Source organism: Moritella dasanensis ArB 0140 (assembly GCF_000276805.1).
Lineage (GTDB): Bacteria > Pseudomonadota > Gammaproteobacteria > Enterobacterales > Moritellaceae > Moritella > Moritella dasanensis.
This window is the reverse complement of record NZ_AKXQ01000026.1, coordinates 1-22,892: the sequence shown is the minus strand read 5'-3', so window position 1 is coordinate 22,892 and position 22,892 is coordinate 1. Positions and strand designations below refer to the sequence as shown.

Here is a 22,892-nt window from a genome sequence, read left to right as displayed (position 1 = left end):
TCTTCGTTTTTTATAAAAGCAGTTGTTTTGATCTACCAATACAACGAGATTAGCGGCGGATAATCTTGCGAGAGACCACTTCAACGCCTGGTTGGTTATGCCCATTTACCGCATTAAGCGCCATCTTTAACGCGTGTTCGGCAATTAATTCAAATTGCTGCGGTAATGATTGGATCTTACTGGGTAAGAAATCCAATAAACGGTTATCACCAAAGGTAGCCAGTTTGGTCGTTGCCATTAAACTTGGGTTGAGTATCAAGCAATCCAGAACACCTTCAAATAAGGTATAAGAGGTTGCTAAGATAGCGTCAGGAAAGGTATCGTTATCAATCCATTGCTGAACTTGGGCTTGGCCTTGCTGTTGACTAAAATGATCACCATAAGCGGTTAACGGTTCAACGCCATGACCATGTTGGCTGATGGCGGACAAGAAACCTTGTTCACGTTCTTTGGATATGCCCAGTTCAGGTACGGCGCCAACTAAACCAATGGACTGAATATCGTCGGCTAATAATGCCTGAGTTAGCTCGTAAGCTCCCTCTAGATCTTCACTTATCACGCAGGCGAAAACTTCATCATCCATTGCCCGATCCAGTCCAATAACGGGCACACCATTAGCTTGTACTTTTCGGTAATAGCTGTGTTCCGCAGGTAAGGCGCTGGCGACTAACAACGCGTCGATACGGCGGCTGAGTAATGTTTCTGCCACTTTCATTTCGGTATCGGGATCATCATCAGAGCACGAAATGATTAACTGGTAACCGGCTTTACGGGCATCACGTTCGAGTAACTTGGCTAATTTGGCATAACTGCTATTCTCTAAATCAGGAATGATTAAACCAAGCGAGCGATTACTGCCGCCGCGTAACGATTGCGCAGCATGATCAGGGCGATAATTATGCTCATTGACTACAGCCATTACTTTCTGCTGGGTCTTTTCGCTAATGCGGTACTTACTGGCTTTACCGTTGATCACATAACTGGCTGTCGTACGTGATACTCCGGATAGTTTGGCTATTTCATCTAATGTCATGGCTATTTCATTCCTAATCTGTGCGCTTGCTCAAAGTTTCTTAAATGATCTGTTATTGAAAATTGTAATCAGCTTAAAAACACTTCACTATACTAGCTGAAAGGTTTCAGCAATGCCATTTATAATCATTTTGTCATTACTGCAGCCTTTTTAATTAGCTTTTTGCTGAAACGATTCAGCTTTCATCCGCAAAGAGTTAAATACGTTATTAGCTACGGTATTACCTATTTACCTATGTAGTCTAAGTCGCTTATGTAGTTACCGAAGTATGGAGTAAGTTATGTTGTCACTGTCTACTAATGACATTCAATTAAAGCAATCGGCGTCGAACAAACAGCACGCCATTAAAGCCCTTGCGCAAAGCTTGGCAAATAAAACATACGTTGAGGCAAGTTATGTCGACGGCATGTTGGCGCGTGAAGCGCAGCACTCTACGTATTTAGGTAATGGTATTGCGATTCCACACGGTACCGTTGATACACGTGACTTAGTCAATAAAACCGGTGTGCAGTTACACCATTACCCACAAGGTGTTGATTGGGGCGAGGGACAAGTAGTTTACCTCGCCATTGCTATTGCGGCGAAGTCTGATGAACATTTGGCAATTCTAAAACAGCTTACGCATGTGTTAAGCGCCGATGGTATCGAGCAACAATTACAAGATTGCGATAGCGCGGAAGCGATTATTGCTGTGCTCGAAGGTAAAAGTGCTGAAGGTAGCGCTCTTGAGGGAAGTAGCCTTGAAGGTAAGCAGCAATCTGCCACGTTATTAACCACAGACTTAATACAATTGGCTTTTCCTGCGCAAGATTTATCACAACTGATCGCTGTCGCAGCTGGGTTACTTAAACATCATCATTGTATTGATAATACTGGTGTTGCGGATGCCATTACCACACCAGCCTACCATCTTGGTCAAGGATTATGGTTAGCGAAAACAACCAAATCAGTCACCGCTACTGCGATATCATTTGTGACTCCTGCAAAGACCTTACAGCAAAATAGCTCAGCTGTTGAAGGTATTATCATGTTAGCAAGTGCTAACAATCTACATCTAGATAATATGCAATGTGTGGTCGATTTAATTTATAACCAACAAGTGAATCAGTTATTTAATGCGGATGCCGAGACTATCATCCGTTTATTAACAGAAGTTAAACCAAGTGGCGTGACGGCAACATTTACCATTCATAATAGTCACGGTTTACATGCTAGACCAAGTGCGATTTTGGTTAATATTGCCAAGCAGTATCAGGCTGATATTCAAGTGACCAATGCGGCGGGTAAATCAACTAATGCGAAAAGCTTGATGAAACTAATGTCGTTGGGCGTGCGTTGTGATGAGGTATTAACATTTACAGCAAATGGTAGTGATGCGGAATTAGCACTGAAAGCCATAGGTGAAGGTATTAAAGCTGGATTAGGTGAAGGTAAATAATGACCATACAATTAACCAAATTAAAAGTTGTCACGGTGACGTTAAACCCAGCATTAGATTTAACTGGGCATTTACGGATGTTGACGAAAGGCACAGTAAACCAAGTACAGCATTGCGCATTAGAACCTGCAGGTAAAGGTGTTAATGTCGCGAAAGTATTGGCGGAACTTGGCGCTGAGGTGACTGCTACCGGTTTCTTAGGTATTGAGAACGCCGCGCCATTTTGCCAGTTATTTGAACGTAGTAACATCACCGATAAATTCATTCGTGTGCAAGGCGCTACACGCATTAACGTTAAGTTAGTCGAATCAAGCAGCCAAGTTAGTGATATTAACTTCCCTGGTGTGAGCGTCAGCGCCGCTGCAATTGTTGAGTTTGAAACAATGTTGGCTAACTTATCGCTTGATCACGATGTATTTGTGATCGCGGGCAGTTTACCGATTGGTGTGACACCCGAGCAATGTGCTAATTGGATCGCCCAGTTACAGCAAGCGGGTAAAAAAGTATTTTTTGATAGCAGTAATGCCGCGCTGAGTGCCGGTATTGTGGTTCAGCCTTGGCTCATTAAACCGAATGATGAAGAGTTGGCGCACTGGGCCGAAGATGCGAAAGATGCTGACGGTGCCTCGATGGCGGACAAAACTGTAGTTGAAATTGCCGAGCAGCTATTTGGTACCGGTATCACTAATGTTGTGGTATCGCTGGGTCCTGACGGTGTTATGTGGCTAAACCACGAAGGCTGGTTACAGGCTAAACCACCCACTATGGACGTAGTGAGTACTGTTGGCGCGGGTGATACCTTAGTGGCCGGTATGTGCTGGGGACAGTTAAACAACTGGGATAAAAACCAAACATTAAGTTTTGCCACGGCGTTATCAGCATTAGCTGTGACACAAGTGGGTGTTGGCGTTAACGATATAAATGAAGTGATCACCCTGAGTGAACGCATCACTATTTGCGAATAAAGGATATTCATCATGAAAATTGCAATTGTAACGGCATGTCCAAGTGGCATCGCAAGCAGCCTTATTGCTGCGGGTTTATTAGAAAAAGCAGTGACAGAGTTAAAGTGGCAAGCAGATATTGAATGTCATTCATCTGTAGCGCCAATGACGTCATTAACTGAGCAGCAGATCGCCGCAGCGGAATGTATTGTTATTGCCGCTAATGCCAATGTGAATGACAGCCGTTTTATCGGTAAAAAAGTCTATCGCTCAGCAGTCGATGCAGTATTTACGGAAGCCAAAGCTTATTTAGAACAAGCGATTGAAAACGCGACTGAGCTTGTTATTAGTCATGAAACAGATAGCAATGAAACTAACAGTAATGCATCAGCTGTTGCAAATAGTAATGCTGAATCTCGTCGAAAAACGATTGTTGCTATCACGGCTTGTCCAACGGGCGTTGCCCATACCTTTATGGCGGCTGAAGCGTTAGAGCAAGAAGGTCAACGCTTAGGGCATACTATTAAGGTTGAAACTCGTGGTTCTGTTGGCGCCAAAAACCAACTGAGCAGTGCTGAAATTGCAGCTGCTGATGTGGTGATTATTGCCGCTGATATTGATATCGATTTAGCCCGTTTTGATGGTAAGAAAGTGTATAAGACCAGTACTGGTTTAGCGCTGAAGAAAACAAAACAAACAATGGACAATGCCTTTAACGATGCGCAGGTTTATCGTCACGGTAAAACCGCAGCAAGCGGTGATGCCAGTTCAGAAAAAACGGGTGCTTATAAGCATTTGATGACTGGTGTGTCACACATGCTGCCATTAGTTGTTGCGGGTGGTTTAGCCATTGCATTGTCTTTTGTATTTGGTATTGAAGCGTTTAAAGAAGAGGGCACATTAGCCGCTGCATTAATGACGATTGGTGGTGGTTCAGCATTTGCGTTAATGATCCCAGTACTTGCGGGTTTTATTGCGTTCTCGATTGCTGACCGTCCAGGTTTAGCGCCTGGTTTGATTGGTGGTATGTTAGCCAGCTCGACCGGTGCAGGTTTCTTGGGTGGTATCGTTGCTGGTTTCCTTGCGGGTTACACGGCTAAGTTAATTGCCGAAAAAGTACAGCTGCCACAGTCAATGGAAGCGCTAAAACCAATCTTAATTATTCCGCTTTTGGCTTCGTTGATCACGGGTTTGGTGATGATCTATGTGGTGGGTGGTCCGGTTTCTGCAGCAATGAACGCATTAACGGAGTTCTTGAATAACATGGGATCGGCTAACGCGGTATTATTGGGTATTATCCTTGGTAGTATGATGTGTTTCGATCTTGGTGGTCCAGTGAACAAAACAGCTTATACTTTTGGGGTTGGTTTATTAGCATCACAAACGTATGCGCCAATGGCTGCTGTTATGGCTGCCGGTATGGTCCCTGCATTAGGTATGGGTTTAGCGACGTTCCTTGCGAAACGTAAGTTTAACGGCAGTGAACAAGAAGCGGGTAAAGCATCATTTGTGTTAGGTTTATGCTTTATTTCTGAAGGTGCAATTCCGTTTGCAGCCCGCGATCCAATGCGTGTTATCCCTAGCTGTATCGCTGGTGGCGCATTAACAGGTGCGTTATCTATGTTGTTTGGTGCAGAACTAATGGCGCCACATGGTGGTTTGTTTGTACTGCTTATTCCCAATGCCATCACTCCGGTATTTATGTATCTAGTGGCGATTGCGGCAGGTACGTTAGTGACGGGTGTAAGTTATGCAGTGCTTAAACAATCAGAAGAAAAATCAGTAACAGCGTAACACGTTCGATTATCTGTATTATACGTTATCGTTTGTAGGTAACTAATTATAAATCAAAGCATTATAATTGTTATAAAGATAAAGCCTCACTTTGATGAGGCTTTATCACTTTAATAGACAGTGATAACATAAGGCCATATCAATCTGCATGTAGCGAATAAACGCCACATGGCACTATTACTTTTGGCGGCTATCTCTTTGTTAAATTATAAACGTATATTATTCATGACTGCGCTAACCAGTTTCTCAGCCGTCGCGACAGAACCTAATTTAGCTAACCAACCGCTATTTGATTGGCCTGAAAATATCATGACTCAGTCACTGGATAATATTTTAAGTTCATTAGGCGCTAGCCAAACATATGAAAAAGAACAAGGGTTAAATTCAAGCATTATCCCTACAGCTTATTATACTCCCGAAAAAGGCCTTGGTATCGGTGCCTTGTATGTGGGGTTATATAATTTATCTGACATTAAGCTAAGCCAACCTTCATCTATTTCTCTCAATAGTTATTATTCAGAAAATAATTCTTATGGCGTGAGTCTAAAAAATAAAAACTTCTTTGAATCAGATAAAAACAGATTATTCATTCATGCCAATATTGCCAATGATGCGAGCTATTTTTACGGTTTATCTGGTCAGTCTCAGGATGTCACAAACTATAACTCAGAAGAGTTTTCTGCGGATGCGATATGGTTGCGTAAAGTAGCGAGTAATATTTACCTCGGATTTGGTGTCAAAGGTGCCTATATTAGCCCTAGCGACATAGATACAAATACGACTAACAATACTGACAAATTGGTAAAAGACAACAGTATGGGCGGCTCGATTAAAATTGATTACGATTCCAGAGATAACGTTGATAATGCGTTTAAAGGTATAAATCTAGGATTTCAATTTAACCAGATGTACAGTAATTCTCGATCTGAAACGTATGAACAATATCAAGTATATTATAGCCAATACCACCAATTCCAAAGTATAACTGGCACACTCGCTTGGCAAGTGAAAGGCGAGTTCAATAGTGATGATACACCTTTCGTACAACTGGCTAATCTTGGCGGAGATGAAAAACTAAGGGGTTATATCGAAGGTCAATACGTAGATAACAATATGGTATTTAGCCAAGTCGAATATCGGATCCCGCTTTATTGGCGTGTTGGTATGGTCTTTTGGACTGGCGCGGGTTCTGTTGCTAATGACATCTCTGGATTATTTGATGATACGCTCGTTAGCTGCGGTACTGGTTTTCGATTTAATATTAAAGATAGAGTTAATTTACGCGCGGATATTGGCTTTGGTGATGATGGCGCTGAATTTTATTTAAACATTAATGAAGTGTTTTAGACCAGTATGTTAAAAGTAGCCTTGTTCATTTTCAGTTGTGGGCTAATCAGTTTTTTTGTTCGAGCTGAGGATACCGCTGTTTGTGAACAACAAATTATTTACGACCTCTACATCAACGGTTTTAACACCGGAGAGTTGCAGCGCCAGATCACACAACAAGGTGCCGAGTTGTCCTTTCTAACGCGCAGTAATATGAGTATTCTTGGCATTGGTACCACCTTCTATCAAACTTCAAATTCTCGCTATGAATCACAACAAAAACGTTATTTAACCTCTGATTTTTATCAAGTAATGACAGGATTTAAAAATAGGGAAATGCGGGTAAGTATTAGTGATAATGGGTTAGATAGCAACGTCATGCTTAATGGTGAAATAACACAATATCACAGTAATAAATATCCATTACAAGATATGGATGCTATCACTATGCAACTTCAAGCGAATGTAAGACAAGGTCAAACGCATTTCTATACTTTGCGACAAGCAACAGATGAAATGGAGTTATTTGAATATCAGGTTGTAGGTAAGGAAATACTCTCTACCCGCTATTTTGGTGAGATAGAAGTGATTAAAGTCGTCGAGACAAAAGATAGTAATCTTACTCTTTGGTTTGCGCCGTCTTTGGATTATTTAATGATCAAAGCGACAAACATTGAAGGCTGGATACTAAAGGGAACATCGGAGCTCAAAAGCTATTCTGAAGTCTGCGCCTAAACTATTAATATTAAACATATAACATTAAATTTTTGAAATTAAATAATTTAAGCTAAATAGGCTTCATCATTCAAAAAACTAACGTAGGTGTGTTTTATCAAATAACGAAGTCCTTTTTATCATCCATAAAGTGGTTTTTTTATTGCGCTTTATTGCGCTTTATTGCGCTTTATTGCGCTTTATTGCACTTTATTTCAAAGGAGGCAGACTACAAACAACTTTGTTGCGGCCGCTGCCTTTCGCTTTGTAAAGCGCTTCATCTGCGCGTGCAATCATTTCTGTTATCCGCTCTTGGCCCATTTGAGCAACGCCAATACTGCACGTTAGCGATTTGTGATGGCACCATTGATGCGACTCGATAATGTGTCGAAGTGATTCAGCTTTGTTACTTGCTTGTTGGCTGTTAGTGTCAGGAAAGAATACGATAAACTCTTCACCGCCCCAGCGAACTAAATGATCATTACTGCGAATGTGGGTGGATATCACTAACACAAATTCACGTAAAATATCGTCTCCGACCTGATGACCATACTCATCATTCACATGTTTGAAATAATCAATATCAATGAACAGTGCTGAAAAATCTTGTTTACCCCAACGCACTTGTTGCGCCATGTCTTTTAACCAACCCTGTACCGCATTGCGATTTAGCGCACCGGTGAGAGGATCTCTATTGGCTAATTCGGAAAATTTAACGTTGGTTTCGGTTAAGTTCTGGTTTAATTTAAACAGTCGTCCTGCTCTTTGATGGCTTTTTTTCAGTCTTCGGTACAACTTACTTTGTTCATATAATATAAAACCAATTATTAAAAATAACCAGGTATACAAAAGCCCCTTGAGTAAGGTGGACTCTTCAATCCATACTCCTTGAAATTCAATGCTATTAATGATGATTTCAAAGCTTCCTTCAGTGACTCCAGATGCTGTGGCAATTTCAATAATAGGCACGTTTGAGAAATCAGCAGAGGCATGTTCGAGGTCAATATTGTTATCCGCGATCCACCAAGTCAATACCTGGAAAGTATCAAGCAAAATAGCTTTTGCTCCCTCTCCAAAGCCAGGCGTATACTCAATACCATTAAATTTTAATGAAGTTCGTTCATCTCCACGGGTATAGGCAGGGTGACTGTTACGGATATAGACACGTAGCCGTTTATTCGCATGTGTGGTGGTATAATCGATATCAAGACTGATTTTATTATATACCGAGAAATCGATACCTTGAAAAAGGCTATCTGAAAGGTTGATCTCTACTTCACAGTAGGGCCATGGATAATCAGAGTCTTTAACTACTTCGCAAGTGAGGTAAGCTTTACCATCTTTAAAATTGATAGCTGAGCTACTTAAACCGCCTTTACTGCTATCATCAATATTCAAAAAACGAAAGTTATCAGGTGTAACAGTACAGGTTTTAGTATTAGCACGGAAGTGATACCACACTAATATAACTAAGGTAACAATAATAATCCCTATTGTTATTTTTTGAACTTTCCGCACCTATAACTCCCTTGGCGACAACTCGTCATATATTTTTAATATTATAGAATGAAGTGATTAATAAAAAATATAGTAATGGTAATTTAACAGATGTGAAACATGACATATGTTGATGATGATTATCTTTTGACCTATCAGGCTAAATTAGAAATAAAACTATTAATGCATTGATATTAAATGTTATTTATTGGCAATATAATATCAGATATTTTACTTAGTGTTTAGGTTGTTATATTTATTGTATTATAAATGGCCGTTGTTAAATTTATCATCTATTTATATGGCGAAAAGATAAGCGTTAACTAAGCTACGTAGCCAACATTGAAATATACAATTATTTACAAACTATTGTATATTGTCAGAAGAACTTATTATTTAAAATAAGCATTACATTTATCTTTCGGAGCGATTATGCCATCTCATTTACCAAAGAAATTTAGTCATATTTTCTTAAAGCTATTCAGTTATATTGAAGCTGTCCTATTGGTTGCTATTACACTGGCGACCATATTTGCCATGGCAAATGATTTTTACCATGTCTATGAATTACGTACGGTAAAGCTAACTGATATCTTGTTAATGTTTATCTATCTTGAAGTACTGGCGATGATCCAGCAATTTGTCGTAAATGGTAAGATCCCAGTTCGCTATCCTATTTATATCGCGATGATGGCGATTGCTCGTTATGTCACGCTTGGTATGAAAGAATTACAGAGTCTGGATGTGGTATGGCTGTCAATTGCCGCGTTAGTACTGGCTATTTCGACGGTTATTATCCGTGCCGGCCATTATTACTGGCCTTATAAATCATTGGGTGACGAATAATAACGGTCTTAGCTCTACTTTATTTAATCTAGCTTTTTACACACAGAGTTGAAATTTTTAGCGGTTGTTGTATCGCCGCTATTACTTTATTCGGTGATTGGTTAAATGTTTTACTTAATGATTTACTGTTAAGTTGGTGTTCTAAATAGTGGACATAATCACTGACGTTATGCTTTGCATAAGCTGTCGGATAACTGGCTTTGCATGATTGATACCACTGCACATAATTGTCGAAGAACTGAGTTGCGTTATCAGCAGGCATTGCCGACATTAAATTAGCCATATTGCGGCTGACTTGAAAGTGTTGGTAATCAATCGGGGTATTCCAAAAGCCACCCCAGTATAAAAAGCCGTTATCAGCAAACGTCGTTATTACATCTTCAGCAAACCCCTGACGCTCGTCTTTGCCATATCTAAATTGCATTCTGTTAGTATATTTAGCCCCATCAACAGGCTTAAACTTCGCACTGCCTTGCTCGCCAAATTCAACGAACGGATTCTGTTTAGGGTTGATATCAATCGCTAAACCATAAGCATGAATCGATAGTGAACGCTTACCTGCAATGGGGCGATAATTGAATGCCGAGGTATTATTGTCTGCCATCGATAAGTCGTCATCACCTTGGTAATTACGTATCGGCTGGGCTTTATTAATTGGGAATTTCAACGCATATAACTGGTCAAAAATAGTGGCAATATACGGTGCTACCGCGTCCATGACGACAATTGATCCATTGTTGTGTTGCTGGCCTTGAAAATCGATATAGTCAAATTGCACTTGTTTTAAGCGAGTACATTGCACTGGCGCTGCTGCTGACATGACACCAGCTGTGACCATCGATCTACAGTCAGAGACCGATATTTCAGATACTGTTGCTGCTGAAACCGGTATGAGGACATTACCAAGAAGAAACGGAATTAACCTTTTAAAACAATATTTTGACATATCTATCCATGCATTGAGAGGTGTTTGCTGTTTATCTTAACGTGGATATGATAAATGTAAATATGGTGTAGCTAGACGCTGTGTGCTTTGTCGCGCATTATCTTGATTTTATAGGCTATACTGGATGAAACAGGGTTGATTGAAGCGCTGTGTATTGGCAGTGCGTAGATATAAAATAAGGAAATATGAATGTATAAAATAATAGCAGTAGTATTATTTGCTGGCTCGCTTGCTGGCTGTGAAACGTCTTCTCAAGCTTATGATATGGCGCAACAAGGTGCGGATGCTTTTACATGCCCAGAGATCAGTAAAGCATTTTCGGCGTATGAAGCAGATCGACAATCAGCATCGGCATTAACGGTTATCGCACCACTTATTTCTGCGGATGTGGGTGCCATGACTGAAACAGGTCTTACTACGACTGATGCATATTATGCACAAGCTAAAGCAAGTTCGAATGTTGCCCTGATGCTGAAAGGCTGCTCACCAATTATTTAATTATTACGTGTATTGTTGGTGTGGTATTTATAAAGACAAAAGCAAGCTGTCATACGGTTTATTCACTGTGAATAATACCCAAGCCAGCTTGTTTTGTTTATTGTGATACTGTCAATACTGTCAATACTGTCAATACTGTCAATACTGGCTTACTCAGGGGGCTCATTAACCCGATGGCATCGCTAGGATGTCTGCAATATTAATACTGTGAGTATATTGCACCAGTTTCGGTTCTTGTTGCATGCGTGCTAATACTGCCATGCGATCGGACAATTCATTACCTTCAATGTTCGCATGTCCTTTGACATGAGAAATGATCAGATTCGATTTTAACTCTTCGTATAAACCGAAACATTGCTGGATAATGGCAAGGTTTTTAATTTCTTCATTTTTACCGCGTTTCCAACCTTTATTTTTCCAGCCTTTTGCCCACTTCGTGATGCAATCAATTGAATATTTTGAGTCAGAAAGCACTTGCACGGTTTTGCCTTGCTCTATGTGCGATGCGGCAATGCGAAAAGAGACTAATAGACCATTTAACTCTGCTGTGTTGTTGGTGCCATTCTCTTCGTATAAGCCATACCATAATTGCGCTAGTTTATCTTTGTCATAAACAGCCACTCCGGTTCCTGATTTACCCGGGTTTGGAGAGCAAGCACCATCACAGTAAATATTGAGATCAGCAATTTGTGGTGCAGCAGATAAAATTGACTTTGATGCGCCAACGGGACGTGTTGCTTTTGGTTTAACACCTGAGCCTGTCGCGTCATCTTTTGCAAATGAGCGTTTCATTAATGCACGAGTATAAGTTGAAGCGAATGCTTGGTCTGCTTCGTCTTTTGATGCAAAGCCCATATATTGGGCATCACTGCGGCCATCAATTTGCGCTTTCGTTTCAGACCAGTTATCAAATATCCCAGTCTTCACGCCTTTCCATACTACGTAATGTTTTTTACTCATAACTAATTCAATGCTCTCAATGTTCCATAGCGGCATAATAACAGTTATACCGCTATAAACAGTACTATCTTTAAGCAGTACTATTTTTTTTCGTTGTCGATAAAGTTTTTGATTAAATGTACAACCACTTCCGGTTGTTCGTTGGTAACCCCGTGGCCAGTGTCGGGTATAACAACAAGCGGTGCTTGGATTTTTTTACTGAGATAAATACCGTGTTCAAGAGGAAATATCTGATCTTTCTCTCCCCAGATTAATAGCGTTGGTATCGATGACTGTGGCGCATCGAGTAACACATCGCGATCTGCTGGTAGTGACTGGATCATTTCTACTCTTTGTTTATGCCAAGCAGCAAAGTAAGTTTGATAAATTTGATCAGCTACAAAGTCTGGCATCATTTTAGGGGCGACGAAAATGCCATCAAATAAACGGCGTAACTCCTTGCTGTTTTTTGGTATAAAGAAGTCTTCTGGGTTGTCGACTGCAAAGCGGGTCGTTAACGCGTCAAGATCCTCATCGTTAAAGTAGGGCCCTGGGCTGGCGATAATAATCGCTTTATTAATCTGGCGAGTTTGATCTGGGCTGTTGTTCATCATATTTAACGTGATAAAACCGCCATAAGAAATACTGGCTATGTTGATATTATCAAGTTTAAGTTGGTTTACGAGCTGCCATATAGCCTCTGTCTCTGTGGTTAAGTTAGCTTCGCCAGCACTGAAAGAATCACCAAACCAGGCCAGATCAGGGGCTATGACATCGTAGTCTGCGCTTAAAGCCTGCATTTCATCTTTCCAAGTGGTGACGGCATTACCACCGAATCCATGAATCAATAATAGCGGCTGGCCTTTACCTCCACGCCAGTAGCTCAGGCTGCCGCCTTCTTCTAGGCTAATTTCAGCTTGTGTAAAACCCACTGCTTTAAGGCTGTCTTCATCACTGTCTATTTTCCAGCGAACAACTGAGCAACCGCTTAATAACGAGAAACATATGTAGAGAATAAATAATTTTAGCTTGTTTGAAATCATATCGTTAGGCCAATTACACAGGAAAGGGAAACCATACATGAGAATACGGGTAAATAAAATAACATTTCCTAACTTAGTGATATTAGTACTACTTTGTAGACCGCACTGCTTTGTAAGTCGCATTGCTTGTTGGTAATACGGGGTTATTGATGAATGAGGAGGGGCTTGCGATGCAGACGTTCGAAGCAGATGTTAGGGATGGTAAATGTCAGAAATAAAAAAGCCTGCTGTATCATCTAATACAGGCAGGCCTATGTGTTAACTATGATTATTTAGCTATTAGCGGTTTTTCTTCGTTTGTTTCTGCAGCGCCATATCAAATTCGTCAGGGAACATGATAAGACCTTCGTCTTGAAGGTTAGGAAAAATAACTAATGCTAAATCATCATCCATTAGGCCTGATGTCCAACGGCTTTGCCATTTCGCTAACGAGATCGATTCTGTTTTACAATGTTCCCATTCGCCAGTTGCCCAAGATTGTGCAAATTCAGCGTTAGGCCATACAGGTACACAATCTTCGTCTTCATTGTTAAGCATTACGCAGCCATGCTCATCCGTTAGGATCCAGATCTGACGTTCGGTAGTGACTTCTTTTAATAAATAGCTAAGGCGTTTTTCTGCATCATAAGCTTGAATTGTCGCGATTTGGTTGCTATCGAGTGTCTTTGACATTTAATCAGTTCCTACATTTAATTTAGATAATATGACCAACACAATGGGGTGTTAACCGAAAATAAGCGACCAAATACTTGGCTTACTTTTCTTGTGATATTCTTTTCTTAAGCTATCAACATCTTCCAATTTGCTTTTGGCAACAGTCAAGTTCTCTTCTGTAATATCGGTTTGTTGAATGCTGTTCAGGATAGATTCGACTTTATCCAAACCTTGATTTGACATCTCTGCACGATCGGGTGAAAAGTTATAGCTTTGCGCGACAGCAAGTCGTTTGCTCATTTCATCAATATGGGCAGCAAACTCATCGACTGATGTTGTTTTCATTGCTTGAGTATACGCCAATCTCATCTGTTTCATGGTGACTTTAAGCTCGATACTGTCTATTTCAGCGCTGTTTACCAAAGTCGAAAACAATAAACTGATGATAAGTCCGAGCTGAGCAATACGATTCTTCATGATCTATATCCATATTCATAAGTTGTGATTAAATACTGCCATTAACGGTAAGTGTAAAAACCACGAACGTAGTAACAGTCAGGTCTGTGCGCGGTATTAATCGCGATACATATTTTCGAATGTTTTAATTGAGAAACCACGTAAAATTTGGTCTCCAATCTTAAGCGTTGGTACACCACGGCCACCAATAGCGGCTAATTCTTTACTGCCACGTGGATCATTTACGCTGCATAAACGATAAGGAATTTTTTTTTCATCTAAGTAGCGCTTTGCCGAATCGCAATTTGGACACTTCTTCTGCGTATATAACACGACTCTTTTCATTTTAGCCCCACTAGGTTCATCGTAAAAACCGCATTATAACAAGCTCGCCCTGATTCACAATGTATCAATATGGCGAAATGATTTGAAATACACTTCTTTACAAGATGACGAAATATGTAGGTAATGCTCGGCCATTTTTACTGTTTGATTTATACCCATTATTTTGTTGCCAAGATTGATGTGTCACTGCCTTTAGGTTTCAAGCTGTGGAGCAGGTATACTGTAATTATAAACATGACATTTGAAGATAATTAACTATGAGCATTATTCTTGGCATCGATCCCGGTTCGCGTATTACCGGCTATGGCGTGATCCAACACATACACGGAAAGTTCCAATATTTGGGCAGTGGCTGCATCCGTACATCAGGTGATAACTTACCGGAACGCTTAAAACAAATTCATGCCGGTGTGAGCGAAATCATTATTCAATTCCAGCCGGATAAATTTGCCATTGAAGATGTATTCATGGGGAAAAATGCGGCGTCAGCATTGAAATTGGGTCAAGCTCGTGGTGCTGCTATTGTTGCAGCAGTATCGAACGACCTGGACGTCGGTGAATATACCGCACGTCAGATCAAGCAAGCTGTGGTCGGTAACGGTGGCGCAGATAAAGAACAAGTCCAACAAATGGTGGTGAATTTACTTAAACTGCCTGGCACGCCGCAAGCGGATGCTGCCGATGGACTCGCCGTGGCCTTATGTCATGCCCAGAGTTTACGCACCTTGATTAATATGGCGGGTAAAGTTAAAGGCACAGCGCGTGGACGCTTCAATTAACAGCACGCTTAACCGTACTCTTATCCGTACCTTTATCCGTACTATGCAGTCTTCATTGTTCAGGTATATTAACGTGAAAATAAAATAGTCTGGATATTTAACCAGTATTTTATTATGCTACTGAACATTATATTCGTATTTAAACATGTTGGAAAATAATTGTGATTGGACGTTTACGTGGCACTTTATTAGAAAAACAACCACCCGAAATTTTACTTGAAGTAAATGGTGTTGGTTATGAAGTTCAACTGCCAATGAGCTGTTTTTATGAGCTTGGTGATGTTGATAACGAAGTGATCGTTTACACGCATTTTGTCGTTCGAGAAGATGCCCAATTACTTTACGGCTTCAATAACAAGATGGAACGTTTAATGTTCCGTGAATTGATTAAAGTGAACGGTGTGGGTCCTAAACTGGCGTTGGCTATCTTGTCGGGTATGACCGCTAACCAATTTGCACACTGTGTTGAACATGATGATATTAACAGCTTAATTAAATTACCAGGCGTGGGTAAAAAGACCGCCGAGCGTTTATTAGTTGAAATGCGCGATCGCCTTAAAAACTGGGTGACGCAAGATTTGTTTACCCCTGAAGCAGATAAAGCCCAATTACAAGGTTATGGTAATACGGCATCAAATGCGATTGAAGAAGCGGAAGCGGCCTTGGTTGGTTTAGGGTATAAACCTGCACAAGTCGAGAAGATGATCAAAAAAGTTGCACAGCCAAGTATGAGTTGTGAAGATATCATTCGTCTGTCATTACGTGCCACCTTACAGAATTAATTTAGGAAGTTACTTTAGTGATTGAAGCTGATCGATTAATTTCTAGCGGTACCGTCCGTGAAGAAGAAGTGGTAGACCGTGCCATTCGACCGAAAATGTTGTCAGATTACCAAGGTCAGGATCACGTACGTGGTCAAATGGAAATTTTTATTGAAGCCAGTAAGCGTCGTAATGATGCTCTGGATCATTTATTAATTTTTGGACCACCCGGATTAGGTAAAACCACGTTAGCAAATATTGTCGCTAACGAAATGGGGGTGAGTATTAAAACCACCTCTGGACCGGTGCTCGAAAAAGCAGGCGATCTTGCTGCGTTACTGACAAACTTAGAGCCGCATGACGTATTGTTTATTGATGAAATTCATCGCTTAAACCCGTCAATTGAAGAAATTCTATATCCGGCAATGGAAGATTATCAATTAGATCTTATGATTGGTGAAGGACCTTCAGCCCGTTCTATCAAGCTTGATTTACCGCCGTTCACGCTTATCGGCGCGACGACACGAGCAGGGTCATTAACATCACCCTTACGTGACCGTTTTGGTATTGTCCAGCGTCTTGAATTTTATAAAGTTGAAGATTTACAAGATATCGTATTACGTTCGGCAAAGTGTTTAGAGTTGAATATGGACAGTGCTGGCGCGTTAGAAATAGCAAGACGTTCACGTGGTACACCCCGTATTGCCAACCGTTTATTGCGTCGTGTGCGGGATTATGCTGAAGTCAAACATGATGGTGACATTGACGCCGAGATCTCGTCAGCCGCGTTAAGTATGTTGGACGTTGATACATGTGGATTTGATTACATGGATCGCAAGTTACTGATTGCCATTGTAGATACTTTTTCTGGTGGTCCTGTTGGATTAGATAATGTTGCCGCCGCGATAGGTGAAGAGCGTGAAACCATTGAAGACGTACTCGAACCTTACCTTATTCAGCAAGGGTTCTTACAGCGAACGCCTCGTGGTCGGATAGCGACACAGCGTGCTTATCTGCATTTAGGTTTCGACTATCCGGAAAAATAATGGCAGAAAGATAGTAGCAGAAACATAATCTTCATATTAAATCAATTTCATATCTAATTTTTGTCAGGTATATTAATCATCTTATAACGCGAAATGTTTCAATTGGCGCGTTATAAGTTCGAGTTATGACGATAGAGATGCAGGCTTTAAATAATGCAGAACGAAATAGTAAAAAGCGAAATGGCTCTTAGCGAGTTTAAGGCTCGGGTTTACTTTGAGGATACCGATGCTGGTGGCGTGGTTTATCACAGTAATTATTTGAACTATGCCGAGCGCGCAAGAACGGAAATGTTACGTGATAAATGCTTTTCACAAGCGCTGTTAATACAACAAGACCTTGCATTTGTGGTGCGAAAAATAGACATAGATTACCGCTATCCCGCGTTCCTTGATGATTTATTAATTATAAAGTCATATATCAAGGAACTAAAACGCGCATCAATGGTCTTCTCTCAGAGTATTTATCATGAAAATGGTAAGTTATTGTCAGAATTAACAGTTAAAGTGGCATGCATTCAATTGTCTCATAAGAAACCTTGTGCGATGCCTACAGAAATTATAAGGAAACTAACCAGTGGAAGCTGCTGATATTTCATTTTTTGGTCTTTTTTGGGAAGCAAGTTTACTGGTAAAAACAGTAATGTTAATACTGCTTTCAATGTCAGTTGCATCATGGGCGATGATCTTCCATCGTTCTAAAGCATTGACGCAAGCAAACGAAGCATCAAAACGATTCGAAGATAGATTTTGGTCTGGTATCGATTTATCAAAATTATATAAAGAAAGCGATGCGCGAAAGAATAATATTAAAGGTATGGAGCTAATTTTCCATGCTGGTTTTAAAGAATATGTGCGTATTCATAATACCAATCAAGAAAATACCGATGCGGTTATGGATGGCAGCTATCGTGCGATGCGCGTGGCTTTATCACGTGAAGTTGATGACCTTGAAGTTAATTTGAATAGCCTAGCAACAATTGGTTCAATCAGTCCTTATATCGGTCTGTTTGGTACAGTATGGGGCATCATGAGCTCATTCATTGCCTTGGGCGCTGTACAGCAAGCTACATTAGCGATGGTGGCACCTGGTATTGCAGAAGCACTTATTGCAACTGCGATGGGCCTTTTTGCTGCTATTCCAGCTGTTGTTGCTTATAACCGATTTTCTAATCAAGTTATGAGAGTTGAGAATAATTACGCCAATTTTATGGAAGAGTTCTCAAGTATTTTACATCGCCAAAGCTTGGCGAAACAAACACAGGACTAAGCGATGCAGCCTTATCAACGCAAGCGCAGACGACCTGTTGCAGAGATTAATGTAGTGCCTTATATCGATGTGATGTTGGTATTACTGATCATCTTTATGGTGACGGCACCGTTAGTCACTCAAGGTGTACTTGTTGATCTGCCACAAGCACAATCCGAAGCATTATCAGAAGACAGTAAACCACCAATAGTTGCTTCTGTTGATAAAGATGGTTTGTATTATCTCGATGTTGGCGATGGTGACAAATCACCGATGTCGCCAGATGATTTAGCCGTGTTGGTTGCTGCTCACTTGAAATTACAGCCTGATACACCTGTTGTAGTAAAAGGTGATGGTTCAGTAGCTTATGAGCAGGTGATCCGTTTAATGGTCGTTCTACAGCAGGCTGGCGCACCTTCTGTGGGTCTAATGACAGACCCCGTTGAGCAGTAGAATAGAGCAAGAGTAGGGTATAAATAAAGATGAAGGATAATCAGTCTAAGTACTCCGTTGCTGTTATTGTTTCGGTCGGATTACATGTTGTACTACTTGTATTACTTGGTTTGAGTGCAACATCCACACCATTGAAACCGCTGCCAAAACCAAAAGTGCAGGCGATTCAAGCTGTCGTTGTGAATGAGCAGGCTGTAAAGCAGCATGCTGAACGCATCAAACGGACAGAACAAGACAAACGCAGAAAAGAGCAGCAACGTATACAGGCGGCTGAAGATCGTATCAACAAGCTTAATAAAGAGCGTCAGCAGAAAGAAGCGGCCATCGTAAAAGCCAACGATAAACAGAAAAAAGCAGAACAAGCAGCAAAACGAGCGGAATCTAAACGCGCTGAGAAAGAAGTTGAACGTAAAAATGCTGAAGCGGCCGCGGTTAAAGCGGAGCAGCAACGCTTGAAGAAAGTCGAAGAACGTAAAAATGCCGAAGCGAAAACCAAAAAAGCGGAAGAGCAACGTAAGAAATCTGAAGCTGCGGCTGTCGCCGCTGAGAGTAAACGTCTCGCAGCACAGGAAAAAGAACAAAAACGTCAAGCCGCTGTTGCTGCCGAAAATAAACGTAAAAAAGCAGAAGACGCAAAACAGAAAGCCGAGCAAGAACGTAAACGCCAAGAAGCTGAAAAACAGCGTGTTGCTGATCAAAAACGTAAAGCGGCCGAAAAAGAGCGCCAGCGTTTAGCTAAAATTGAACGCGACAAGCAAGAACGCTTGATGCAAGAACAGATTGAAGCGGAATTTGCATCCGAGCTTGATAGTGAGATCCAACAGCTTGACGCAGTACGTCAGCAAGAAGTACTCAGTGAAGTTGATAAATATACGATACGAATTCAAAGTTCGATTCAACGCAATATGTTAACCAGTGATGCCATGAAAGGTAAGTCATGTGCACTTAATATTCGTTTGGCCGATTCAGGCTTGGTATTAAGTGTAACCAGTGGTAAAGGCGATAGAATTGTTTGTCGCGCGGGTGTGAACGCCGTGAATAAGGCTGGGTCTTTACCTATATCAGCTGATCCTGAAGTGGCTAACAAGCTTAAAAATATTAATTTAATTTTTAGACCAGAGATTTAATATGCATATAACTAAACGATTTTTATCTTTCTTCATTTTGTGCTTCATGCAGATACAAATCGCGCATGCGGCGTTAGAAATTGTCATTACCGAAGGGACAAACAGTGCTAGACCTGTTGCTGTGGTACCGTTCAAATGGTTAGGCACACAGCCAAAACCAAAGGGTATGACCGATTTTGCCAGTATTATTGCTGATGATTTACGTAACAGTGGTCGTTTCTCACCATTAGAACGGAGTTTAATGCCACAAACACCAGCAACAGAAAATGCGGTTGATTATGCGGCATGGAAAGAAACCGGCGTTGAAGCAATTGTGATCGGAACAGTCAAACCTTTAGCTGATGGTCGCTTGCAGATCCATTTTCAGCTAGTTAATGTATTGTCTGGTTTTAAAAACCAAACACCGCAAAAAATTGATGAACAACTCGTTAAAAATAACGATCACATTAAGCTGAATTTGAAAGGTAACTTCTCAACGCGCCGTCCGCGTCATATCTCACATCGTTTGAGTGACTATATTTTTGAAGAACTGACGGGTACTCGCGGTGCATTTCTAACGCGTATTGCTTATGTTGCTATTAATTATGACGACAAATATCCATTTAAATTATTAATCTCTGATTATGATGGTATGAATCAGCACGTATTATTCCGTTCGACAGAGCCGGTGATGTCACCGTCATGGGATCCAACAGGTAAAAAGTTGGCTTACATGAGTATGGAAGATAAAAAGCATGAGATCTGGATTTATGATCTGGTAACACAAAAACGCGAGCTGATAGAACCGTATAAAGGCAGTAATATTTTACCGGTATTTTCACCTGATGGCACAAAGCTGTCGATGATATTGTCTAAATCAGGCCAAGCCGACGTTTATGTTTACGATTTGAAGACTAAAAAGCTAGATAGGTTGACTAAAAATCGCGGTATCGATACAGAAGCAACGTGGGCACCTGATGGCAAGTCGATCGTCTTTACGTCTGAACGTGGTGGTCGTCCGCAAATTTATCAAATTAATTTAGAAAGTAAGAAAATTAAACGACTTACCTTTGAAGGTAACGCAAACTTAAACCCTTCAATTAGTCCTGATGGCCAGAATTTAGTTATGGTCAGTTTGCAAAAAGGTAAGTATAGTGTAACGAAGCAGGATTTGTCAGATGGATATGTGCAAAAACTGACTAACGGCCGTCTTGATAAGTCACCAAGCATTGCACCAAACGGCAGTATGGTGATCTACAGCACGGTTGTTAAAGGAAAACAGGTACTATCGCTAGTCTCAATGGATGGACGTTTTAAGGCCGTATTACCAGCAAGTGATGGAGAAGTAAAAGCACCAGCTTGGTCACCTTTCTTGACATCTAAAAAGAATTAATTATTGATAGGAAAATGAAATGCAACTAAATAAAATCTTAAAAAGTTTAGTGATCGCGTTACCAATGCTGACATTGGCTGCATGTAGCTCAACAACTGATACAACGACAAACGATGCAGTAGAAAGTGCAACACAACAAGCAACTAATGATGCAGCTAACGCAGATGCTGAATCTGGTTCAAATGTTGTTGTTGGTAGCGACACTGATGTAAGTATTGATGCTGTTGAAAATCTAACAACTGAAGAAGTTAAAAAACAAGTGATTGACGAATTACGTAAACGTCACGTTGTTTACTTTGGTTTTGATCAACAAGCTGTTACAGCTGAATACGGCGAACTATTACAAGATCACGCTAATTTCTTAATTGATAACCCTGCAGTTAAAGTATTAATTGAAGGTCATGCTGATGAACGTGGTACACCAGGTTATAACATTGCACTAGGCGATCGTCGTGCTGATGCTGTGGTTAAATACCTAAACAACCTAGGTGTTTCTTCAAGCCAAATCTCAACAGTTAGTTATGGTGAAGAGAAACCCGTAAATACTTCTCATACTGCTGCTGCATTCTCTCAAAATCGACGTGCAGTGCTAGTTTACTAAGGATTAGTCACCTTGATTAGAATTAATACTAAAACGGCCATGATTATGGCCGTTCTTTATAGTGGCTTAGGCCAGGCTGCACCCGCGACGGTACTTGATGCAACAGCAAGTGCCAAACAGGTGATAACAAACAAGCCAACGCGTTCGATTGAGCAACGCCTTACACGCATAGAGAATATCCTCCAAGCTCGAACAAGAGCGCAATTAGAAACTCAGCAAAGACTTGATCAATTATCGATTGAATTAATGAATTTGCAGGGATCGATTGAAGAAAGTAATCTAGAACAAACTAAAGTAACCCAACGTCAACGCGATATCCTTAATGATATTGAGCGTATACGTACTACGCTGGTCGCGAAACCAGTCTCGCCAGTGGTCACAGATAAAAGCATTCTAAATACCGCAAACCAGCCAGTAAATTTAACCGGTAAAGATTCTTATAATTACGCTATAAAGTTAATCAAAAATGAGCGTAAATATGATGAAGCGATTCCTGCACTACAAAGTTTTATCTCAACGTATCCAGAGTCTGAGCTAGCAGCGAATGCGCATTATTGGTTAGGCCTGCTATTACGTAAAGATAACAAGAATGAAGAAGCCAAAGTTGAATTCGAGAAGATTGTTGCTCAGTATCCAGAATCAAATAAACGCGCAGATTCATTACAGAAGCTGGGTCAACTTGCAAAACTAGCAGGTTCGAATAGTGAAGCGAAACGTTACTTCAAATTAGTGATAAAAGATTATCCAAATGACACGGTCGCTAAGCTTGCGAAGCAAGAACTGGCAGCACTAAAATAATGTGTCGGAGTTGATAAGTTTTAATTATCGTTTAGCTTGTACTTTTTGCCATCTAGTTGGTGTTAAACTGAACGTAATTCAGGGTTTTATCACTGAATTGTGATTCTGAGCAGATTTTACTTGCAGAGTTTTCTGAAAAAAGTATTATAGCCGCCATTGAGAGGGGTTAACGGAAACAACGTAAGTCGTTTAGTTAATTACTTTTGATTATAGAATTGTCGCGGGATGGAGCAGTC

25 protein-coding genes are annotated in these 22,892 nt (G+C 40.7%); 17 read left to right on the top strand and 8 right to left on the bottom strand.

All coding sequences use genetic code 11. From position 1 onward, the window contains the following. Positions 1-49: 49 nt before the first annotated feature. Positions 50-1,033, bottom strand: coding sequence for a catabolite repressor/activator (cra, locus tag A923_RS0118075; RefSeq protein ID WP_017223101.1), 984 nt, complete (start codon positions 1,031-1,033; stop codon positions 50-52). Positions 1,034-1,313: 280 nt separating this feature from the next. Between cra and fruB the strand changes: the two genes are divergently transcribed. The 5 genes from fruB (at position 1,314) to A923_RS0118050 (ending at position 7,270) form a co-directional block, all read left to right on the top strand. Next, a complete protein-coding gene (fruB, locus tag A923_RS0118070) occupies positions 1,314-2,471 on the top strand; it encodes a fused PTS fructose transporter subunit IIA/HPr protein (protein WP_017223100.1) in 1,158 nt (385 codons plus the stop codon). After that, a complete protein-coding gene (pfkB, locus tag A923_RS0118065; RefSeq protein ID WP_017223099.1) occupies positions 2,471-3,436 on the top strand; it encodes a 1-phosphofructokinase in 966 nt (321 codons plus the stop codon). The genes fruB and pfkB overlap by 1 nt, the downstream gene beginning before the upstream one ends. Before the next feature lie 12 nt (positions 3,437-3,448). Next, positions 3,449-5,209, top strand: a complete 1,761-nt coding sequence (fruA, locus tag A923_RS0118060; RefSeq protein WP_017223098.1) for a PTS fructose transporter subunit IIBC — start codon at positions 3,449-3,451, stop codon at positions 5,207-5,209. A 168-nt stretch (positions 5,210-5,377) separates the two neighbouring features. After that, on the top strand, positions 5,378-6,556 hold the full coding sequence (locus tag A923_RS0118055; RefSeq protein ID WP_017223097.1) for a BamA/TamA family outer membrane protein: 1,179 nt from the start codon (positions 5,378-5,380) through the stop codon (positions 6,554-6,556). 6 nt (positions 6,557-6,562) lie between these two features. Next, positions 6,563-7,270 (top strand): DUF3108 domain-containing protein, encoded by a 708-nt coding sequence (locus A923_RS0118050; protein ID WP_017223096.1) that lies wholly within the window; start codon positions 6,563-6,565, stop codon positions 7,268-7,270. 189 nt (positions 7,271-7,459) lie between these two features. Here A923_RS0118050 and A923_RS0118045 read toward each other — a convergent pair whose 3' ends face one another. Continuing rightward, entirely contained in the window at positions 7,460-8,767 is a 1,308-nt protein-coding gene (locus tag A923_RS0118045) for a GGDEF domain-containing protein (RefSeq protein WP_017223095.1), read from the bottom strand. A gap of 411 nt (positions 8,768-9,178) precedes the next feature. Here A923_RS0118045 and A923_RS0118040 point away from each other — a divergent pair, with 411 nt between their 5' ends. Beyond that, on the top strand, positions 9,179-9,592 hold the full coding sequence (locus A923_RS0118040) for a phosphate-starvation-inducible protein PsiE (RefSeq protein WP_017223094.1): 414 nt from the start codon (positions 9,179-9,181) through the stop codon (positions 9,590-9,592). Between the two features lie 28 nt (positions 9,593-9,620). Here A923_RS0118040 and A923_RS0118035 read toward each other — a convergent pair whose 3' ends face one another. Beyond that, positions 9,621-10,538: a M15 family metallopeptidase gene (locus A923_RS0118035; protein ID WP_033197663.1), complete on the bottom strand. Its 918-nt coding sequence runs from the start codon at positions 10,536-10,538 to the stop codon at positions 9,621-9,623. Positions 10,539-10,727: 189 nt separating this feature from the next. On the opposite strand from A923_RS0118035, the gene A923_RS0118030 reads away from it, so the two are divergent. Beyond that, positions 10,728-11,036 carry a hypothetical protein gene (locus A923_RS0118030; RefSeq protein WP_017223092.1) on the top strand — a complete coding sequence of 103 codons (309 nt, stop codon included), beginning with the start codon at positions 10,728-10,730 and terminating at the stop codon, positions 11,034-11,036. Positions 11,037-11,201: 165 nt separating this feature from the next. Here A923_RS0118030 and A923_RS0118025 read toward each other — a convergent pair whose 3' ends face one another. The 5 genes from A923_RS0118025 to A923_RS0118005 all read right to left on the bottom strand — a co-directional run bounded on the left by A923_RS0118025 (position 11,202) and on the right by A923_RS0118005 (position 14,473). After that, positions 11,202-11,996 carry a ribonuclease H family protein gene (locus A923_RS0118025; protein ID WP_026006334.1) on the bottom strand — a complete coding sequence of 265 codons (795 nt, stop codon included), beginning with the start codon at positions 11,994-11,996 and terminating at the stop codon, positions 11,202-11,204. A gap of 80 nt (positions 11,997-12,076) precedes the next feature. Next, entirely contained in the window at positions 12,077-13,141 is a 1,065-nt protein-coding gene (locus A923_RS0118020; protein ID WP_237716241.1) for an alpha/beta fold hydrolase, read from the bottom strand. Positions 13,142-13,297: 156 nt separating this feature from the next. Next, the gene (locus A923_RS0118015) at positions 13,298-13,690 is read right to left on the bottom strand and encodes a DUF2750 domain-containing protein (RefSeq protein WP_017223089.1); all 393 of its coding nucleotides are present in this window, start codon (positions 13,688-13,690) and stop codon (positions 13,298-13,300) included. A gap of 51 nt (positions 13,691-13,741) precedes the next feature. Continuing rightward, positions 13,742-14,149, bottom strand: coding sequence for a cytochrome b562 (locus A923_RS0118010; RefSeq protein ID WP_017223088.1), 408 nt, complete (start codon positions 14,147-14,149; stop codon positions 13,742-13,744). A 96-nt stretch (positions 14,150-14,245) separates the two neighbouring features. Then, positions 14,246-14,473 carry a glutaredoxin family protein gene (locus A923_RS0118005; RefSeq protein WP_026006332.1) on the bottom strand — a complete coding sequence of 76 codons (228 nt, stop codon included), beginning with the start codon at positions 14,471-14,473 and terminating at the stop codon, positions 14,246-14,248. 257 nt (positions 14,474-14,730) lie between these two features. Between A923_RS0118005 and ruvC the strand changes: the two genes are divergently transcribed. The 10 genes from ruvC to ybgF all read left to right on the top strand — a co-directional run bounded on the left by ruvC (position 14,731) and on the right by ybgF (position 22,656). Next, entirely contained in the window at positions 14,731-15,252 is a 522-nt protein-coding gene (gene ruvC / locus A923_RS0118000) for a crossover junction endodeoxyribonuclease RuvC (RefSeq protein ID WP_017223086.1), read from the top strand. A gap of 161 nt (positions 15,253-15,413) precedes the next feature. After that, complete coding sequence (gene ruvA / locus A923_RS0117995; protein WP_017223085.1) at positions 15,414-16,034, top strand: Holliday junction branch migration protein RuvA; 621 nt, start codon at positions 15,414-15,416, stop codon at positions 16,032-16,034. Between the two features lie 17 nt (positions 16,035-16,051). Then, positions 16,052-17,059, top strand: a complete 1,008-nt coding sequence (gene ruvB, locus A923_RS0117990; protein ID WP_017223084.1) for a Holliday junction branch migration DNA helicase RuvB — start codon at positions 16,052-16,054, stop codon at positions 17,057-17,059. Positions 17,060-17,212: 153 nt separating this feature from the next. Then, a complete protein-coding gene (ybgC, locus tag A923_RS0117985; protein WP_017223083.1) occupies positions 17,213-17,647 on the top strand; it encodes a tol-pal system-associated acyl-CoA thioesterase in 435 nt (144 codons plus the stop codon). Beyond that, the gene (gene tolQ, locus A923_RS0117980; protein WP_017223082.1) at positions 17,634-18,326 is read left to right on the top strand and encodes a protein TolQ; all 693 of its coding nucleotides are present in this window, start codon (positions 17,634-17,636) and stop codon (positions 18,324-18,326) included. The genes ybgC and tolQ overlap by 14 nt, the downstream gene beginning before the upstream one ends. A gap of 3 nt (positions 18,327-18,329) precedes the next feature. Continuing rightward, positions 18,330-18,758, top strand: coding sequence for a protein TolR (gene tolR / locus A923_RS0117975; protein WP_017223081.1), 429 nt, complete (start codon positions 18,330-18,332; stop codon positions 18,756-18,758). 29 nt (positions 18,759-18,787) lie between these two features. Further along, positions 18,788-19,885: a cell envelope integrity protein TolA gene (tolA, locus tag A923_RS0117970; protein WP_017223080.1), complete on the top strand. Its 1,098-nt coding sequence runs from the start codon at positions 18,788-18,790 to the stop codon at positions 19,883-19,885. A 1-nt stretch (position 19,886) separates the two neighbouring features. Continuing rightward, positions 19,887-21,257: a Tol-Pal system beta propeller repeat protein TolB gene (gene tolB / locus A923_RS0117965; protein WP_026006330.1), complete on the top strand. Its 1,371-nt coding sequence runs from the start codon at positions 19,887-19,889 to the stop codon at positions 21,255-21,257. Between the two features lie 19 nt (positions 21,258-21,276). Continuing rightward, the gene (gene pal, locus A923_RS0117960) at positions 21,277-21,858 is read left to right on the top strand and encodes a peptidoglycan-associated lipoprotein Pal (protein WP_017223078.1); all 582 of its coding nucleotides are present in this window, start codon (positions 21,277-21,279) and stop codon (positions 21,856-21,858) included. A gap of 12 nt (positions 21,859-21,870) precedes the next feature. After that, entirely contained in the window at positions 21,871-22,656 is a 786-nt protein-coding gene (ybgF, locus tag A923_RS0117955; protein ID WP_017223077.1) for a tol-pal system protein YbgF, read from the top strand. Positions 22,657-22,892: the final 236 nt, after the last annotated feature.

Coding starts and splice junctions, on each gene's coding strand:
- cra (WP_017223101.1), bottom strand. CDS start 1,033: ATGACATTAGATGAAATAGCCAAACTATCCGGAGTATCACGTACGACA.
- fruB (WP_017223100.1), top strand. CDS start 1,314: ATGTTGTCACTGTCTACTAATGACATTCAATTAAAGCAATCGGCGTCG.
- pfkB (WP_017223099.1), top strand. CDS start 2,471: ATGACCATACAATTAACCAAATTAAAAGTTGTCACGGTGACGTTAAAC.
- fruA (WP_017223098.1), top strand. CDS start 3,449: ATGAAAATTGCAATTGTAACGGCATGTCCAAGTGGCATCGCAAGCAGC.
- A923_RS0118055 (WP_017223097.1), top strand. CDS start 5,378: ATGGCACTATTACTTTTGGCGGCTATCTCTTTGTTAAATTATAAACGT.
- A923_RS0118050 (WP_017223096.1), top strand. CDS start 6,563: ATGTTAAAAGTAGCCTTGTTCATTTTCAGTTGTGGGCTAATCAGTTTT.
- A923_RS0118040 (WP_017223094.1), top strand. CDS start 9,179: ATGCCATCTCATTTACCAAAGAAATTTAGTCATATTTTCTTAAAGCTA.
- A923_RS0118035 (WP_033197663.1), bottom strand. CDS start 10,538: ATGTCAAAATATTGTTTTAAAAGGTTAATTCCGTTTCTTCTTGGTAAT.
- A923_RS0118030 (WP_017223092.1), top strand. CDS start 10,728: ATGTATAAAATAATAGCAGTAGTATTATTTGCTGGCTCGCTTGCTGGC.
- A923_RS0118025 (WP_026006334.1), bottom strand. CDS start 11,996: ATGAGTAAAAAACATTACGTAGTATGGAAAGGCGTGAAGACTGGGATA.
- A923_RS0118020 (WP_237716241.1), bottom strand. CDS start 13,141: ATGCGACTTACAAAGCAGTGCGGTCTACAAAGTAGTACTAATATCACT.
- A923_RS0118015 (WP_017223089.1), bottom strand. CDS start 13,690: ATGTCAAAGACACTCGATAGCAACCAAATCGCGACAATTCAAGCTTAT.
- A923_RS0118010 (WP_017223088.1), bottom strand. CDS start 14,149: ATGAAGAATCGTATTGCTCAGCTCGGACTTATCATCAGTTTATTGTTT.
- A923_RS0118005 (WP_026006332.1), bottom strand. CDS start 14,473: ATGAAAAGAGTCGTGTTATATACGCAGAAGAAGTGTCCAAATTGCGAT.
- ruvC (WP_017223086.1), top strand. CDS start 14,731: ATGAGCATTATTCTTGGCATCGATCCCGGTTCGCGTATTACCGGCTAT.
- ybgC (WP_017223083.1), top strand. CDS start 17,213: ATGCAGAACGAAATAGTAAAAAGCGAAATGGCTCTTAGCGAGTTTAAG.
- tolR (WP_017223081.1), top strand. CDS start 18,330: ATGCAGCCTTATCAACGCAAGCGCAGACGACCTGTTGCAGAGATTAAT.
- tolA (WP_017223080.1), top strand. CDS start 18,788: ATGAAGGATAATCAGTCTAAGTACTCCGTTGCTGTTATTGTTTCGGTC.
- tolB (WP_026006330.1), top strand. CDS start 19,887: ATGCATATAACTAAACGATTTTTATCTTTCTTCATTTTGTGCTTCATG.
- pal (WP_017223078.1), top strand. CDS start 21,277: ATGCAACTAAATAAAATCTTAAAAAGTTTAGTGATCGCGTTACCAATG.